Consider the following 15,824-nt stretch of genomic DNA (forward strand, 5'->3'; position numbering starts at 1 on the left):
CGCGGAAGCTAGCCGATTTCGACGACGCGCGCCCAGGCCGGCGGGGTGTCCGGGACGTATTCCGAATCGTTCTCGCTCCAGGACGCTGGGCGGCCGAACAGGCCTACGACGGTGCGGCAGGACGGTTTGCTTGCGGGCCAAGGGGTTTGGCCGTCGGTGAGCACTACGACCACGTCCGGGCGAGGGTGGGCGCGGAGGGCTGTGGCGAATCCGGTGCGCAGGTCGGTGCCGCCGCCACCCATCAGCGGTATGCCCTCGGCGGCGCAGAGCGGATGCGCGACGCGGGCGGCCGCGTCGCAGGACAGCACGGTGACCAGGTCGCGGCGGCCGCCCGTCGCGCGGGTGATGGCGGCGACTTCGAGGAGGGCGCTGCCGAGTTCGGCATCGCTGACCGAACCCGAGGTATCGATGATCACGCTGACGCGGGGCGGTGTGCGGCGCAGGCTGGGCAGGACGACGCCGGGCACACCGGCCGAACGCCGGGCGGGCCGGCCGTAGGTGTAGTCCTCCCCGACTCCGGGCGCGGAAACGGCGGCGCGCAGGGCCGCGCCGAGCAGGTCGCGCCACGGTTGCGGTGGATGGAAGGCCTCCTGCGCCCAGCGCTGCCAGCCTTCGGGCACGTTGCCCGGGCGGCCGATGATGCCCTGCGCCACCCGGAAGCGGACGCCGTCGCGTTCCTGCTCACTGAGTCCGTCGGCGCCGTCCGGGCCCAGTTCCCATTCGCGGTCCAGTCCGTCGGCGCCGCTGCCGCAATCGAGCCACGCCATGCCCGGGGTGTAGGTGCCGAAACGGAATTCGCGCAGGTACTCCTCCATGAGTTTGCCCGCGGGCAAGTCGATGTCGGCCGGGAGGACGGCGCCTTCGGGCTGCACCAGTCCGTCGCCGAAGATGTCGTCGTTGATCTCGAAATCCGCGGCGATGTTCATGCGCAAGCGCTCCCCCGGCCCACTCGAGTCGTGTTCGCGGGCGAAACGCTCGGCGCGGCTGTGATGGTCGCGCAGCAGATGCGAGACCTCGTGCACCAGCACACCGGCCAATTCCTCGACGGGCATGCTGTCCACGAAGGCGGGCGAAACGTAGCAGCGCCAGTGCCGGTCCACGCTCATCGTCGGCACGCGGCGTGATTCGACGATGTGCAGCGCGAACAGGGCGGTCGCCAGGTAGGGCCGGACACGGACGGCGTAAAGCCTTGCGGCGAACAGCTTTTCCAGATCCAGGGGCGGAGTCGTCGTCATCGGCGGGCCTGCACGAGGTCGGCCGCGCGATCCGCCCGCTGCGACACCGAGACCACGCCCGCGAGCTGCTCGATCGACGCGGGCACCGCCCAGTTGTCGCGGCGCAGGGTGGCGAGTGTGGTCGCGGGGACGACCACCAGATCCGGCGCCCCGGTTTCGACCGCCTTGACCAGCAGTGCCCACGCCGCATCCCAGCGGGCGCGCTCCGGGCGCTTGCGCACCGCCGCAACCACACCGTCCAGCACGGCTTGGCGCAGGTCACCACGTTCGGGAAGTTCGGCGCCCGCCGGATCGGCCAACAGTGTTTCGGGGTCCGGCAGGTCCATCCGGTCCAGGCTGGTCAGCAGTTCGAAGCCCGGACCGTCGCCCACCGCGCCACGCACCAGCAGCGAGAGCACATCCCGGGATGATCCCGCCGCGGTGGCGAACGCGATCAGCCGCAGCGTCATCTCCCAACTGCGCGGCGACGCCCAGGCGCCGCCCCGGCGTACTTCACTGCTGGGCATCTGATGCACCAGCTTGGGGCGCGCGGCGAGCAGCACGCACACCGCACGGCGCGCGAAAGTCACTGCCTCCGTCAGCTTTTCCGGATCCAGCAGCGGCAGGATCGCACGCGGCCACACGCCGCCGAGACCGCGCACGATCACGTCGTGGTCGTGCACCCATTGCAAGTGCACGAACCGGTTGGCCAGCGGCGGGCTCAGCTCCCAGCCGTCGGCCGCCGACGAGCGCGGATTGGCCGCCGCGACGATCCGGACGTCCGGCGGCAGTTGCAAGGACCCGATCCGCCGCTCCAGCACCAGGCGCAGCAGCGCCGCCTGGACGGCGGGCGGCGCGGTGGACAACTCGTCGAGGAACAGCAGCCCACGACCCGCGCGGACCAAGCGCACCGCCCAGTCCGGCGGCGCCATCGGAACGCCCTGCACGGCCGGATCGTCACCGACGATCGGCAGCCCCGAAAAGTCCGACGGCTCATGCACACTCGCGATCACCGTGGTCAGCGGAAGGTCCAGGGCGGCGGCGAGTTCGGTCAGTGCCGCGGTCTTGCCGATACCCGGCTCACCCCACAGCAGCACCGGCAGGTCCGCGGCCACCGCCAGGGTGAGGGCTTCCAGTTGGGTGTTCGGCCGCGGTTCGGTGGTGGACGCGCCGAGTAGTGCCAGCAGGTCGGTGGCGATATCGAGCTGGGAAATGGGGACCGTGACAGCATTAGACATGGGAATCACCCTGTGGGGTAGAAGGATTGAGGTACGCCCGGAGGCGCGGCAATGTCAGGTGCGGGTCGCGTAGCGCGGGTGCGCGCGCCGGTCGCGGGGGCGGCGAGTGCCGGGATACTGGAGGGCCACTTGCGACGCCGACAGTCCGGATCGGTAGAGCCCATGGATGATTCGCTGTTGCGCGGCGGCTTCCAGTTCGTCACGCAGGGCACCGTCACGCAGGATCGCCTCGGGACCGAGCAGCCCTTCGACGACGGCGAGTGCGCCCGCCGTGTCACCGTGCGCGAGACGTTCGCGCACGCCCGCAAGGCAGTCCGGTTGACGATGCGCCTGGTCGATGGCCTGCAAGCAGGGCACCGGGGTGCCGCTCAGCGCGGCCAGGAGTTCCTCACGCTGGACCTCGGCCGGTTCGTGGTCCAATGCGCTCAGCACGCCCTCGACCAAACCGATTCGGTGCTGTCTGCCGTTGCATTCCACCAGGTGCGTTCGCTCCGGTGGCGGTGGCGCCCCAGCCGATTCGCTCCGCGACGAACCCGGCGCGAGCGCTGCGGCGACCATCGGATGGAGACGGTCGAGCGAGATCGCGCCGGTGCGAAGCAGTGCCAGGTCAGGTGATTGCCAGGTGGCGGCGTCGGGGAGCACCGGAAGCGCGGAAGCGGATCCGGCCGGGTACGTCGTGGCGTGCAGCCCGGTGGGCCCCAGCTCGGCGATGACCCGCCGCCGGGCACCCAGCCGCACCAGGACCGTATTCCCCTGTCGCCCTTCGACATCGAGCAGGATGCGCGCCTCGGCCGCCCAGCGGTCGACGGCGCAGCCGTGCGGCACCATGTCCAGCAGGGCTGGATCCGGTGGATCGTCGCCGGGTCCGCATCGTTCGCGCAGCTCACCGGCTCGATCTGCATCCCAGAGGTGACGATGCAGGTCCATTCGGAAGCGGCGGTCCGGCCGGGGATGCGGGTGCGAGCCCACGGTGGTTCCGGCGGCATCCCACAGCGCGAGGCCGACCCGCTGCCCGGCATCCGCCCAAGCCGGCGCGGTCCGAACCACCAGATGCACGAATCCCGCTGCGCCCCAGTGGTACCGAGCGAGCGAGATCGTCACTCCCGGCCGGAGCAACCCGTCCGGAGCCACTCGGGGCAGGTGCCAGCGCAGCAGATCCGGCACCAGCTGCCGGAGGTCGGATCGCACCTCGGCCAGCAACTCCCGGCCGTAAACCCCGGCGGCGGAACGCAAGTCGATATCGACGTCGAAACCCGCGGCAACACAGGCCCCAGCCCAATCCCCGGCCTCACGCCGAGCGGTCGCGGTCTCGATCATGGATGGCGGCACGGCGAATTCACGCACGCGCGGCCAGAAGGAAGCGGGAAAATGGTCCGCATTCGTCAGCACAGTGAGCATCAGCACTCACCTTGGACGAGCGGAACCCCCGATCTGTGATCAGAAGAAGTCATCATCGAGCCGATGGTAATGCTTGTCGCCGAGACCCGCCAAACGTGGGTCCGGGAACCAGGCTTCAGTGCCTGATCCCAGCCCACAGCAATAAGCCCCGAACCGCCATGATCATCCGGAACTGGTTGCGGCATCACACGAGTAAGGCCTACCACCAGCGCCGGATGATCTTGTTGACGCCGCTCCGTCGATGACAGTCACAGCCGACGGGTGCGAAGAACGCCGGTCAGCATCGGGACCACGAATTCGCCGGTCGCGGTTTCGGTTGTGCCGCTGAGGAACCCGCGGATCCGGCCGAGCGTGTCTTCGCGCTCCGCCTCCGGCATGACCAGCACTCCGGCGCGAGTCGCGAGTGTCGCGACGAGGGAGTCGGCGGTGCGGCGTTGGCCGTGTGGGAACTCGGATTGCTCAGGTGAGCCGAACCGGGCAACGGACTCCGAGGCGGGAAGGTGCAGGGCTGCTGTCGCCGTGCGCCAGCTGGTGAAAGTGTCCCGGGGTCCGATCGCGGCGCTTCCGCTGACCCGCCCGAGCCCGGCGACCCAGTCGACCCGGTTGTCCATGACGTTCCACAGTCCCGCCAGGGTGCCGCCGGGCGCGAGGACCCGGGCGATCTCGGGTCCCGCGACGGCCATGTCGAACCAATGCAGGGCGTTGCCCGCCACAACGGCATCGACAGCACCGTCCGGTAGCGGTATCCGCTCGGCGCTGCCCGGTAGTGCGGGGACATCCGGGTGGGTGCGGTGCAGTTGGGCGAGCATGGCCGGATCGGGCTCGACTGCGGTGACCTGGGCGCCGGCCGCGATCAGCGTGCCGGTCAGTTTGCCGGTTCCGGCTCCGAGATCGAGTACCCGCGGGCCCGGCGCACGCGATAGCGCCCAGCGGACCGCGGCGGGCGCGTAGTCCGGCCGGTGCTCGGCGTAGGCGGCCGCGGCCGCTCCGAAAGAGCTGGCATGCCGTCCCATTCGACAAGCCTATCCAGTCACCCGTGCAATGTCGGCCGGTAGATGAGTTCCTGGATGTTCCCGTCGAGGGTGGTGCTCTCGACGAGTTCCAGGTCGAAGTCGGCCGCGCCCTGGAAGATCGGGTCGAGTCCGGTCTGGCCGGTGATCACGGGAAAGAGGGTGACCTGGACGAAGTCGACCAGGCCCGCTGCCATCAGCGCCCGGTTCATGGACACGCTGCCGTGCGAGCGCAGCGGTACCTCGGATTCCTTCTTGAGCCGGGCGACGACGTCCACGGCGTCGCCGTGGGCGACGACCGCGTCCGGCCAGTTAAGGGGCTCTTCCAGGGTGGTCGACACGACCGTGGCCGGCAGGTTCACCATCCGCGTGACCCACGGGTCGCGCACCTCGGACTCCGCGCCGGCCGCGGACAGCATCTGCACGAACTCCCGGTAGGTGTTGGCGCCGAACACCATGCGCTGCTTCTGCTCATAGCGGGCAAGGCGGTGGCCGAGCAGTTCGGGGCCCTGCTTGCCCCAGTAGCCGGTCCAGTCGCCGCCGGCGGCGCCGAAACCGTCGAGACTGGAAAAGACGTCGAAAGTGTAGGTGACGGTCACTGTTCTCTCCTCAGGGTTGATCGGGTTCATCAATGGAGACCGGGATCCGCGGCGAAACTCATCGGCGCCGGCGATCCTGTCGAGTCAGGGTTTGCTCTTGCTCGGGATGTTCACCGCCACCGCCGCCGCACCGGGGATCCGTAGGATCGAGAGGCCGCTGATCTTCCGGGCCGTGCACATCCACGAGGAGCGTGATCATGACCGAACGGAATGCCGCCGCGTCCCGCGGCCACCTGAGCACCGGATACTCGCACCTGTTCCCGGGCATCATCGTGACCGCCGACAGCCTCGCGGACGCCTACGAACTCGAATTCTCCGATGGTTCGATGGCCGACGCCGCGATCCTGCGCGACCCCGACGGGCGCGGCGTGCTGGAGGTCGACGCGTACACGACCGCCGCCGGAACCAGCGTCTCCGAACGCGTGTGGACGATCAGTTCGATCGTCGAAGGCGCGAACGGCCACCAGATAATGCTCGGCGCAAAGGCGCACTGACCAGGATCCGCGCGATCCCCCAGGCCACCACGCGATAACTTACGACGGCCGGAACGACGATCAGCAGCGTGAGCCGCAGCACCAGCACCGCGGCACTGACAGCCAGATAGACGGGCCCGGTCCCGTCGGGCGACCCGAACCCCTGGCGCGCCGACAGCGCCGCCAGCACCGGAAGCAGGGCGAGGTACAGCACGAGCACCAGCACCGGCGGCCACCAGGCCCGCAGCCGGCTCATCGCGCGAGCTCCGGCCCGGAGGTGAGGAACGCCAGCAGCAGCGCGTTGCCGATGACCCCACCGGTGGCGAAACGCAAACGCGTCCCGCTGCGCAAGGGCAGACCGGCCAGGTCGGTGGTGCGATACAGGCGGGTGAACACCTCCCGGTGGCCGAACGCCTTGGCCGGGGCGAGCGCGAATCCCGTGGCCGACACCGAGATCCCGAGCACCACCGGTCCACTGTCCATATCCCCCGGGCCGTCGTAGCCGTCGCCGTACTCATGGATTCCGCCGAACCCGAGCACGCTGCGCTCCTGGCGGAACAGCGCCGTCGCCAGCTCTTCGGCGAGCGCCCGGTCCGCGAACCCGGCGAAGTAGGCCGCCAATCCGGTTCCCGAGGCACGCGGGGCATCGTGCGCACGCCCGTCGACACCCATGCGCTGCACGACCAGCCCCGTGCCGCGATCGATCTGCACGGCGCGGACCTGGCGCGCCCAGTGCGTCAGTACCGCCGTGTGGTCGGTGCCGGTCGCGCGGCCGTGCACCGCGATCGCCGCGGCCACCGCCGCCACGTCGGTCGGGTAGGCCTCGCCGGGAAAGGTATCCAGCAGTCCGGTGGGCGACGCGAGTAGCCGCCGCGCGTAGGCGGCGATGAGGGTGTCGTGCTGTGCGGCGAGATCGGGCGGAAACGCCGGATCGAGCAGCCGCGCCATCCCGAGCGCGAGCGCCGGATAGGAAAGGTAGGCATGGCCGTTCGGGCTGTCGGGTACCGCCAGTCCGTCCTCGCCGTGCCAGGCCGAGGTGAACTCGGCGCGCAGCTCGGGCAGCAGGCTCTTGGTCGCCGCCCGAGTCACGATGGGGGCGTAGCGTTCTCGCCATTCGGGGTGCGCCAGACTCACCTGCGCGAGCCCCAGCGCGGTCATCTGATGCTCGAGCAGCCCCCACATGCCGGTGGGGCCGACCGCCGCGCCCGCGGCCCGGCGCCGATCGTCCTCGGCTTCGAACGCCACCAGTTCCTCGGCGAGCGCGCGCACCCGCGCCGGATCTCCCCGAAACCACGCGCCGGCATCGCGGCCGCACCACCAGCCCGGCAGCAAGCCCGCGACCAGCGCCGCCACTACAACCCCCAGCACGACCGCCAGCGGCCGGCGCACCCGCTCGATCATCATCTCCGGTCCGCCGGATTCCGCACGGCCCGAACGCGATTCCATGCCACACGGTACACAGCCGGGGCATGAAACGACTTCGGATGGCCGTGCCGCTAGTCCTGGGCCAGCGCCACGTCGGCCAGCGCCCACGCCGCTTCCGCCGGTGCGTAGCTCGCCAGCGCGGCGACGAGCGCCCGGATCTCCTTGCGCGCCGAACCGGGCAGCTGCGCGTGCCGCGCGACATCGAGTTCGTTGGCGATCGTCAGCACCGCGAAATCGCGCAGCTCGATCCCCTGGATCTCCCGCGATTGCCCGGTGAATCGATCGAAGACGGGCAAATGCCGACGGCCGAGCGCCCGGTAGGTCCGCGCGCGATCACACGCGCCGTAGAGGTACACCAGTGCCTCGGCATCGGACCCGATGACGTGCTCGAGCCGACTCCGTTCGGTCACCGGCAGCAGCGCCTGCCCGAACCCGTCGGTGCCGTAGGTCGCATGGCAGATCGCCGCGAGCCGGGCCCGGGGCGCGGCATTCCACTCGGCCGCCTGCGCGTGCACCCGGAGCAGGTGCGCGTCCAGGGTGCCGCCGGGATGATCGAGCCGCCCGGCACCGAGCGTGTGCTGTAACTCCAGGGCGCGGCGCACCACGTCCTCGGTGCCCAGCCAGGTGCTGGCCTGGTTCGTGAGAATGCGGGCGAGCTCGGCCGGAGCGTCACGGGCGATGAGGTGGCCGGCCTCCGGCACGGTGGTCACGGCGACGTGATGGTTGACCGCGCGGAAGCGGTCCACGTCGGCGTCGCCGAACGGCGACTGTTTTCCGGCGCGCACCAGCAGGATCGGCAGATCGAGCGTCGCGGCGCCCGCGAGCAGTGCCGCGCCCTGCCCGAGAATGTCCGCCACCAGCTCGCTGAAGAGATCGCGCAGTCCTTGTTCGTCGCGCCAGCGCCGGAACCGATCCAGGTCGACCTCCGGGACGACGTCCACGAGCACCAGTCCGGCCACACGCCGCGCCACGGCGGGGTCGGCCAGGGCGACGAGCGCGGCGAGCCCGCCGAGCGAGGTGCCCGCCACGACGATCGGCCCCGTTTCGCGGGCCACCATCTCCCGCACGTCACCGGCGACCGCGCGCAGGGTGCGCGCCTGGCCGGAACTCTCCCCGTGGCCGCGCAGATCGAAGGCCACCGTCCGCAGCCCGCACAGTGCCATCCGCATCGCGACCGGGGCCCAGACGCCCCGGCGCTCCCCTCCCGCGTGCAACAGCAGCACGGTCGGGCCGGCACCGGTCACAGTGCCGCGCAGGGTGATTCCGTCCACAGTGATTTCGGTCAAAGGCATCTCGCCCTCCTCTACCTTGACATCTCAAGGTATGCCCGCAAACCTTGGTGCGTCAAGGTAGAATCAGGATCGTGACCGCCCCGAGAACGCGCAGATCACCGGAGGAGGCGCGCCGAGTGATCCTCGACGCCGCGGCCGCCCTGCTGGCCGAGGGCGGCGTCGCCGCCGTGCAGGTCCGCGCGGTTGCCGCCCGGGTCGGCATGACCGACGCCGGTGTCACCCACCACTTCGGCAATCGCGACAAGCTGCTCGCCGAACTGCTCCGCCACGGTGGCCGGCGCGTGCGCGCCGCGCTCACCGACGTCCTCGCGCAATGGCTGGACCGCGACGCCGATCTGCTCGAACTGGTCGAGTCCCTGGAAACCCTGTACCGCCGCGGCTACGGCGAACTCGCGGTCGCCCTGCACGCCGCGGGCTGGCGCGACCGCGGCGCCGGCATGCTCGATCCGGTCGTCGACGCCCTGCATCGGCTGCGGCCACCCGGCAGCGCCCTGGACGACACCCGGCACGCAGTCGCCGCACTGCACCAGGCGATGGCGACAGAAGCGCTCTACGGCAGCGCTTTTCGCCGCAGCGCCGGCCTCACCGGCCCGGCGGCGAACAACTCGGCAGCGCATGTGCGGTGGTGGGCCCGGCAGCTCGGGCTCGCACTCGGACCGCTGACGCGGTCGTGACAGCGCTCAGGCCGACAGCCTGGGGAACAGCCGCAGGGCATTGTCGCGCAGCATGGCCCGCTGCGCGGCCGGCGCGAGCTGCTCGTCCGCGGCCAGCGCATGCGCCAGCCCCTGCACCGCCCAGTCCGGCGTGAAGGGGAAATCGCTGCCGTAGAGAAGCCGATCCGGGGCGACCATCCGCAACAGTGCGGGCAGGGCGCGCGGCAGCGCGAATCCGGCCAGGTCGTAGTGCAATCGACGCAACGCGGCGAGCACGTCCAAGGGTGCGTGCGGTGCCTCAATGACGGCGAACCCGGCGATCCGGTCGGCGAAGACCGGCAGTGCGGCACCGGCGTGCGGGACGATGAACTCGATGTCGGGGTAGCGGTCGAGCGTGCGGTCGAGCACGAGCTGGGCGACGGTTCGCGTGGTGTCGAAAAGGAATTCCAGCATCGGCCGCGGGCGGCCCAGGGACGTGTGTTCCCAGCAGGCCGGCGAGGTGGGATGCAGGTGCACGACGGCCTTGCGGTCGTTCAGCTCGGCCAGCAACGGATCGAAGGTGGCGTCACCCAAGTAGGTCCCGCGGTAGTTCGTCTCCAGCGCGACGCCGTCGGCGCCCAGTTCGTCCAAAGCGTAAGCGGTTTCGGCGAGTGCGGCGGTCACGTCGGGCAGCGGCACCGAGGCGAACAGGCCGAAGCGATCGGGGTGGTCGCGGACCACCGCCGCCCCTTCCTCGTTCACCGCGCGGGCCAGCGCGCGGGTGGCGAGGGGGTCGTCGAGCAGCACGCCGGGTGAGGACACCGACAGCATCGCCGCCCGCACCCCGGTCCGGTCCATCAGGTCGAGCGCCGCGGCCGCGGTCCAGTCGGGCAGGGCGGGCATGCCGTCGGGGTGCTCGTGCCCGGCAGCCAGCAACGCTTCGCGCAGCCGCGGTGTCAGGAAATGCGCGTGTACGTCGATGGCTCCGGTGAACGGAGGCTTGGGCGCGGAGAGGTCGTTCACTCGGTGTCCCTTCGTCTTTCGGCGGGCAGGAAGACAGGCAGCGTGACGCGGAGCGCCGCGGCGTCGCGGCCGCACCGCTGCACAGTGCCGTCCGGCCGGACCAGCACCGCGGCCGCACGACCCCGACGCATCCAGCGGTACAGGGCGCTACCGTCGTCTGCCACCAGGGCGACACCGCCGCGCCGTTCGATCAATTCCCGTTCCACGGGCGGTATCTCGGCCAGCGTGAGTACCGCGAAACGACCGCCGAGATGCTCGTCCAGGCGACGCCCGTCGCCTAGACGCGGGTTCGGTGTGAGCCGGCCGGCCAGACCGCGTCTGCCGAACGGCGCGACCACCGATTCCGAGCGACGCAGGGGCGGCGATTCCCCGCTGGTGACCACGTGCGCGAGGCCGGGCAGCCGTGGCGCGAGGAATCCGCGCAGCCGGTTTCCCAGGTCACCGCCCGCGGTCATGGTGATGCCGGTCCATCTGGCCAATCGAATCATGGTTCGCGCGTGCGGTTTTCGCTCGGTCTCATAGGTGTCGAGGACGGCATCGGGCAGTTCGCCGCGCAGGACTCCGGCCAGCTTCCAGGCCAGATTCCTGGCATCACGCAGGCCCGCCCCCATCCCCTGGCCGATGAACGGCGGCGTGAGGTGCGCGGCGTCGCCGAGCAGGAACACGCGACCCAGGCGCCAGCGGTCGGCGAGTTGAGCGCGGAAGGTGTACTCCGCGGCGCGCACCAGTTCGAGGTCCGCGCAGGCATCGTCGTCCAGCCAGGGGGCCAGGAGCGGGCGCAGCCGCGAGACGTCGCGGAAGTCCGCGGCGGTCTCCCCCGGGCCGAGCCGGAATTCCCAGCGGTATCGGGTCTCCCCGATCCGCATGTAGGTCGCCGCCCGGACCGGATCACAGACCTGTTGGACACCCTCCCAATGGCCCAGGTCGGCGGTGGTGGCGATGTCCACCACCAGCCATCGCTGATCGAACCGCAGGTCCCGCATCCGGATGCCCAGGGATGCGCGGACGAGGCTGTTGGCCCCGTCGCAGCCCAGCACGTACCGGGCGCGCACCGACTCGGCCCGGCCGGTCGCGCGGTCGGTGAAATCGACTCGGACGCCGTCGGTTTCGTCGACGACGGCGGTGACCTGCACGCCGGCGCGCAGCGCCACACTCGGATACCGGACGAGATTGGCGCGCAGAATCGCTTCCAGATCCGGCTGGTCGAACAGGTTCGCCTCCGAAAACCCGTTGCGGCCACCGGCCGGGTCGCGGTCGAACTGCGCCAGGATCCGGCCGCCGGGCGCGATCAGCCGCAACCCCAGGGCCGGTCGGGAGACGGCGTCGAACTCCGCGCCGACCCCGAGCCGGTCCAGCGTCCGGCGGATTTCGCCGTCCAGGTGGACCGCGCGCGGTTTCGGATAGACCTCGGCCCAGCGCTCCAGGACCAGTGCCTCGATGCCGTACTGCGCGAGCAGCGTCGCGGCGGTGAGTCCGGTCGGGCCGGCACCGACGATGACGACCGGCGAGAATAGGGCTGTCATCGGCCCACTGCGACTTTCCACACGATGGCGTAGCGGCCGAGCGTCGCCTCGATCGCCTGCCGGTCCACTGCGGCGTCGATGTCGACGGTGGCGCTCACCGTGCCGTCTTCGACCACGGCATCGACGCCGCGCACACCGGCCACCTCGGCGAACGCGTCCAGCAGCTCGCGGCGGGTCGCGTCGGCGCGCAGCCCGAGCTTGTAGGGCTTGCCGACGTCGGTGACCGGCAGCGCGGCGAGAATGCTGACGGTCCGGGGCGCGGCGGCTCGCTCGTGCACCCGGTCGGCGGCCCAGGCGACCAGCTCGGCCTCGGAGACATCGCCGGTCACCGCGACGTAGGCGACCGGCACCTCCCCCGCGTGCACGTCCGGGCGGCCCACCGCCGCCGCGGCGGCGACCTGTGGATGGGTCAGCAGCGCGTCCTCGATGGTGGCCGGGTCGATATTGTGCCCACCGCGGATGATGAGGTCCTTGGCCCGGCCGCGCAGCCGGATGAATCCGTCGCTGTCGAGGCAGGCCAGATCGCCGGTGTCGAGCCAGCCGTCGACGAGGACGCCCAGGCCCTCGAGGCGATGGCCGTGCTCGTCGTGGCCGGTGACGTACCCGGCGAAAACCGTTGGGCCGCTGATCATCAGCACCCCGGCCGTGCCGAGGGGCAGCTCCTCCCACTGCCCGCTCTCCCGGCGGCGGACGACCGCGACCCGCTGATAGGGCATGCGCTGACCGACGGCGCCGGGACGCGGCGCGTCCGGAAAGCCGCGCGCGGTCGCGCAGGTCGCCTCGGTGAGGCCGTAGCCCTCCACCAGGGTCACGCCGGTGTGCGCTTGAAAGCGCTCCCGCACCGCGCTGGGCAGCGGTGACGCGCCGACCGCGGCGTAGCGCAGGCTGGAGATATCGGCGTCGACCGGGCACTGGGCGAGGACCGCGTACACGGTCGGCACGGCGCTCATGGTGGCAATCCGGTAGTGCGCCACGATCTTCCAGAAATCCGCGTACAGGCCGAGGTCGCGGTAGCCCTGCGGCCCGGCCCAGACCACGGGCTGGCCGCGGAACAGCGGCGCCAGCAGGGTGACGACGAGGGCGTTGACATGGAACAGCGGCAGCGCGGCGAAGATCGCCGAGTCCTCGTCGAAGACGGCGTTGGCGGCCAGCATCCAGGCGTTGGCGACTTCGCCGAGGTGCCGGTGCGCCGCCAGCTTCGGCACCCCGGTCGTGCCGCCGGTGTGGAACAGCGCCGCCAGATCCTCGGCCGCGGGCGGTGTTCCGAGGAAGCGGGCCGACTCCTGGGTCGCGGCGCGAACATCCAGATATTCGACTCGGACACCGTCGACCGCGCCCAGCGCCGGCGGCGGCGTGACCGCGCCGGTGGGCCGCAGCACCAGCAGCGCGTCCACCGCGCCCCGCGCCGCGAGCCCCTGCGCCGTCGCCCAGGTATCCGGCGCCAGCTCCGGACCGGCGGTGATCACAACCCTGGCACCGGAACGACGCAACAGCTCGGCGGTGTGCGCCGGCGCGAGCGCGCCGTTGATCGGTGCCGCGATGCCCGCGAGTTGAGCGGCGAGCAGGGCGGGGACGAGCGCGGCGCAGTTGGGTGCCAGCAGCGCAACGGCGTCCTGGCGGCCCACACCGAGTGTGTGCAGCAGATTCGCGTACCGGTGAACGTCGGCGAGCAGTTCGGAGTAGCTGCGGCACAGCGGTTCCCGCCAGCGCGCGGCCTCGGGCAGCACGGTGATCGCGGTGCGCTCCGGCCAGATGGTCGCGGCACGGCGGAGCAGGGCGTAGGTGGATTCGGGCAGCCCACGCCGCTCCAGCGGCACGGCTTCGATGGCCGCGAGGTCATCGGGACCGGTGTAGCGCGGCCACAGCAGCTCCTCCGCCGTCGGCGTCGACATCTCGGTCACCGGGCGAACCGCACGACCGTGCGCTGACGGCCGAGATCGACGGCGCCGTCGTCGGTGCCGATCGCCGCTTCGACCACGTCACCGTCGTTCAGGTACTTCGGGTTCTTGGCCTGGCCACGGAAGAACAACGTCCACTTCACCTTCGGCGGCAACAGCGAACCGATGATCTCCACCGGCTTGGCCGGAGCCTTCAGCGCCGTGCCCGCCGGTGTCCCGGTGAGCAGCAGATCACCGGGGTCCATCCGCTGGAATTTCGTCAGCGCGCGCAAGGCCTGGACCGGTGCGTAGATCATGTCGGCGACCGTCATGTCCTGGCGGAGTTCGCCGTTGACCCACAGCCGCAGCCGCAGCTCGGTGAACCGCTTCAGCTCACCGGCGTCCAGCAGCACCAGCGCGGGACCGACCGGGGTGAAGGTGGGATACGACTTCGCCTCGTAGAACTGGGTTTTCGGCAACTGCACATCGCGCGCGGACACGTCGTTGGTGACGACGAGGCCCGCGACATAGTCGGCCAGATCACCGTCCGCGATGTCGGAGCCGACGGGCATGGTGGCGCCGAAGACGAGCCCGATCTCGACCTCGTAGTCGAGCAGTCGCACGTGGGCGGGCCGAATCACGTCGTCGTGCGGACCGCTGATCGATCCGGAGGTCTTCCGGAAGAACGTCAGCGGCACGGTCCGCGGATCCAGGCCGGAGTCCTCGACATGGGAGGCGAAGTTCGTCATCTGCGCTACCACACGGCACGGCGCGGTCACCGGCGAGATCAGCGACAGTGATTCCACCGCAACGGTTTCCGGACTGACGACCGCAGCGTCGATCGCGCCGCGGTCGGCCAGCAGCTCTTGGGTGGTGGTGGCCGCGGTCTCGATGCGGGCCGCTCCGGCGGAGGTCAGCACCCACCAGGCGTCGGCGGTGCGGAGGACGGAAATGCTCACGAGCTGGCTACTTTCAACAGGCCGCGCAGGCGGCGGAGATCGAATTCGTTGTCCTCGCGCAGCGCGCCGACGACGGCGCGCAACTCCCGCAGCGACTCGGGGCCGGGGGAAATGCCGAGGAAGTCCTTGGTGGCGGGCGGGCCCCACTGGGCCAGACCGGAGGCGCTCATCGGCGCCCACCCCGGCTCGAGGCCGGCGTCGAACAGGTCACCGTCGCTGAAGTGCTCGACCAGGAAGCCGTCCGGATCACGCCAGTAGTCGAAGATCTGGCTGCCCTGGATGTGCCGGCCGATCCCCCACGAGCGGCGGTACCCGCGTTCGAGCAGATACTCACCGCCGGCGGCGAGCGCGTCCAGATCGGCGACCTGGTAGGCCGAGTGCACATACCGGTTGGACGGGCCGAGAGTCAGTGCGAGCGTGTGATGATCGGCCGGAGTCGACCCGCGGTCGCACCGGAGGAAGCTCATCACCGGCCCCCGCCCACGCTGGCCGGGGTAGTACAGGAAATCGCTGACGATCAGCCCGAGATGCTCCAGGTACCAGTCCAATGTCTGCCGGTAGCGGGTGGTTTGAACGACGACGTGCCCGAGGCGCTGTACCCGCGCCGGCTCGCGTGGCGGTCGCTGCGTCGCGTTGCGGCGGGCCACGGCGTGTCCGACATTGAGAGTGTGCGGCTGCTGCGCCGCGAGCGCGGGCAGGTCGTGCGTCCCGTCGACCACCCGGACCCGCAGACCGCTCGGATCGGCCAGCTCGACGGCCAGCCCGCCCAGCGATTCCGGCAACGCGACCACCTCGGTGCCGGTGCCGGCCGCCAAACGCAGCAGGTCGGCGGATTCGGCCGCGCGGAACGCCGGGCCCACGAACCGCGAGCGGGCACCGCGGCGCAGCAGCACACAGGGCGCGCCGGGGTCGGTGCCGCGTAACTGCACCTCCTCCGCGGTCCGCGCCGCCGTGACGAAGCCGAAGGCGTGCGCGAAGGATTCCGCGCGTTCCAGGTCGGGTTTCTCGAATTCCAGCCAGGCCAGGTCGAGCACCTTCACCACCGGGTTGCGGGCCCGGCCGGGATGCTCACCCGCCAAGGCCCCGTGCGCACTGTGCAGGCCCGTGTGCACGTCGTGATGGCCGCCCATGGACCACTCCCTTTCCTTGTCTGACGATATC

General features: G+C 70.9%; 15 protein-coding genes. 2 read left to right on the forward strand and 13 right to left on the reverse strand.

Annotation, left to right across the window (positions count from 1 at the left end; genetic code table 11):
- Positions 1-8 precede the first annotated feature (8 nt).
- The 5 genes from AB0H76_RS19805 to AB0H76_RS19825 all read right to left on the reverse strand — a co-directional run bounded on the left by AB0H76_RS19805 (position 9) and on the right by AB0H76_RS19825 (position 5,459).
- Positions 9-1,235 carry a VWA-like domain-containing protein gene (locus AB0H76_RS19805; protein ID WP_357325587.1) on the reverse strand — a complete coding sequence of 409 codons (1,227 nt, stop codon included), beginning with the start codon at positions 1,233-1,235 and terminating at the stop codon, positions 9-11.
- On the reverse strand, positions 1,232-2,452 hold the full coding sequence (locus AB0H76_RS19810) for an AAA family ATPase (protein WP_357325590.1): 1,221 nt from the start codon (positions 2,450-2,452) through the stop codon (positions 1,232-1,234). The genes AB0H76_RS19805 and AB0H76_RS19810 overlap by 4 nt, the downstream gene beginning before the upstream one ends.
- Positions 2,453-2,506: 54 nt before the next feature.
- Positions 2,507-3,850: a hypothetical protein gene (locus AB0H76_RS19815; protein ID WP_357325592.1), complete on the reverse strand. Its 1,344-nt coding sequence runs from the start codon at positions 3,848-3,850 to the stop codon at positions 2,507-2,509.
- 248 nt (positions 3,851-4,098) lie between these two features.
- Positions 4,099-4,863, reverse strand: a complete 765-nt coding sequence (locus AB0H76_RS19820) for a class I SAM-dependent methyltransferase (RefSeq protein ID WP_357325595.1) — start codon at positions 4,861-4,863, stop codon at positions 4,099-4,101.
- A 17-nt stretch (positions 4,864-4,880) separates the two neighbouring features.
- A complete protein-coding gene (locus AB0H76_RS19825) occupies positions 4,881-5,459 on the reverse strand; it encodes a dihydrofolate reductase family protein (RefSeq protein WP_357325598.1) in 579 nt (192 codons plus the stop codon).
- 197 nt (positions 5,460-5,656) lie between these two features.
- Between AB0H76_RS19825 and AB0H76_RS19830 the strand changes: the two genes are divergently transcribed.
- On the forward strand, positions 5,657-5,953 hold the full coding sequence (locus AB0H76_RS19830; RefSeq protein WP_357325601.1) for a hypothetical protein: 297 nt from the start codon (positions 5,657-5,659) through the stop codon (positions 5,951-5,953).
- Here AB0H76_RS19830 and AB0H76_RS19835 read toward each other — a convergent pair.
- The 3 genes from AB0H76_RS19835 to AB0H76_RS19845 are packed head-to-tail and all read right to left on the reverse strand — an operon-like array spanning position 5,892 to position 8,649.
- A complete protein-coding gene (locus AB0H76_RS19835; RefSeq protein WP_357325604.1) occupies positions 5,892-6,188 on the reverse strand; it encodes a hypothetical protein in 297 nt (98 codons plus the stop codon). The genes AB0H76_RS19830 and AB0H76_RS19835 overlap by 62 nt on opposite strands.
- Positions 6,185-7,378 carry a hypothetical protein gene (locus AB0H76_RS19840; protein ID WP_357325606.1) on the reverse strand — a complete coding sequence of 398 codons (1,194 nt, stop codon included), beginning with the start codon at positions 7,376-7,378 and terminating at the stop codon, positions 6,185-6,187. The genes AB0H76_RS19835 and AB0H76_RS19840 overlap by 4 nt, the downstream gene beginning before the upstream one ends.
- A 50-nt stretch (positions 7,379-7,428) precedes the next feature.
- A complete protein-coding gene (locus AB0H76_RS19845) occupies positions 7,429-8,649 on the reverse strand; it encodes an alpha/beta fold hydrolase (protein WP_357325609.1) in 1,221 nt (406 codons plus the stop codon).
- Between the two features lie 71 nt (positions 8,650-8,720).
- Between AB0H76_RS19845 and AB0H76_RS19850 the strand changes: the two genes are divergently transcribed.
- The gene (locus AB0H76_RS19850; RefSeq protein ID WP_357325612.1) at positions 8,721-9,323 is read left to right on the forward strand and encodes a TetR family transcriptional regulator; all 603 of its coding nucleotides are present in this window, start codon (positions 8,721-8,723) and stop codon (positions 9,321-9,323) included.
- Between the two features lie 6 nt (positions 9,324-9,329).
- Here AB0H76_RS19850 and AB0H76_RS19855 read toward each other — a convergent pair whose 3' ends face one another.
- Genes AB0H76_RS19855 through AB0H76_RS19875 form a run of 5 tightly spaced genes read right to left on the reverse strand, consistent with a single transcriptional unit; the run spans position 9,330 to position 15,793 of the window.
- Entirely contained in the window at positions 9,330-10,304 is a 975-nt protein-coding gene (locus AB0H76_RS19855) for an amidohydrolase family protein (protein ID WP_357325615.1), read from the reverse strand.
- Positions 10,301-11,827 (reverse strand): bifunctional 3-(3-hydroxy-phenyl)propionate/3-hydroxycinnamic acid hydroxylase, encoded by a 1,527-nt coding sequence (locus tag AB0H76_RS19860; RefSeq protein ID WP_357325618.1) that lies wholly within the window; start codon positions 11,825-11,827, stop codon positions 10,301-10,303. The genes AB0H76_RS19855 and AB0H76_RS19860 overlap by 4 nt, the downstream gene beginning before the upstream one ends.
- Complete coding sequence (locus AB0H76_RS19865) at positions 11,824-13,719, reverse strand: acyl-CoA synthetase (RefSeq protein WP_357326265.1); 1,896 nt, start codon at positions 13,717-13,719, stop codon at positions 11,824-11,826. Before AB0H76_RS19865 ends, AB0H76_RS19860 begins: the two co-directional genes overlap by 4 nt.
- A gap of 5 nt (positions 13,720-13,724) precedes the next feature.
- Positions 13,725-14,663, reverse strand: a complete 939-nt coding sequence (locus AB0H76_RS19870; RefSeq protein ID WP_357325621.1) for a fumarylacetoacetate hydrolase family protein — start codon at positions 14,661-14,663, stop codon at positions 13,725-13,727.
- Complete coding sequence (locus AB0H76_RS19875; RefSeq protein ID WP_357325624.1) at positions 14,660-15,793, reverse strand: VOC family protein; 1,134 nt, start codon at positions 15,791-15,793, stop codon at positions 14,660-14,662. Before AB0H76_RS19875 ends, AB0H76_RS19870 begins: the two co-directional genes overlap by 4 nt.
- Between the last annotated feature and the right edge of the window lie 31 nt (positions 15,794-15,824).

Source organism: Nocardia sp. NPDC050712, from assembly GCF_040654295.1.
GTDB lineage: Bacteria > Actinomycetota > Actinomycetes > Mycobacteriales > Mycobacteriaceae > Nocardia.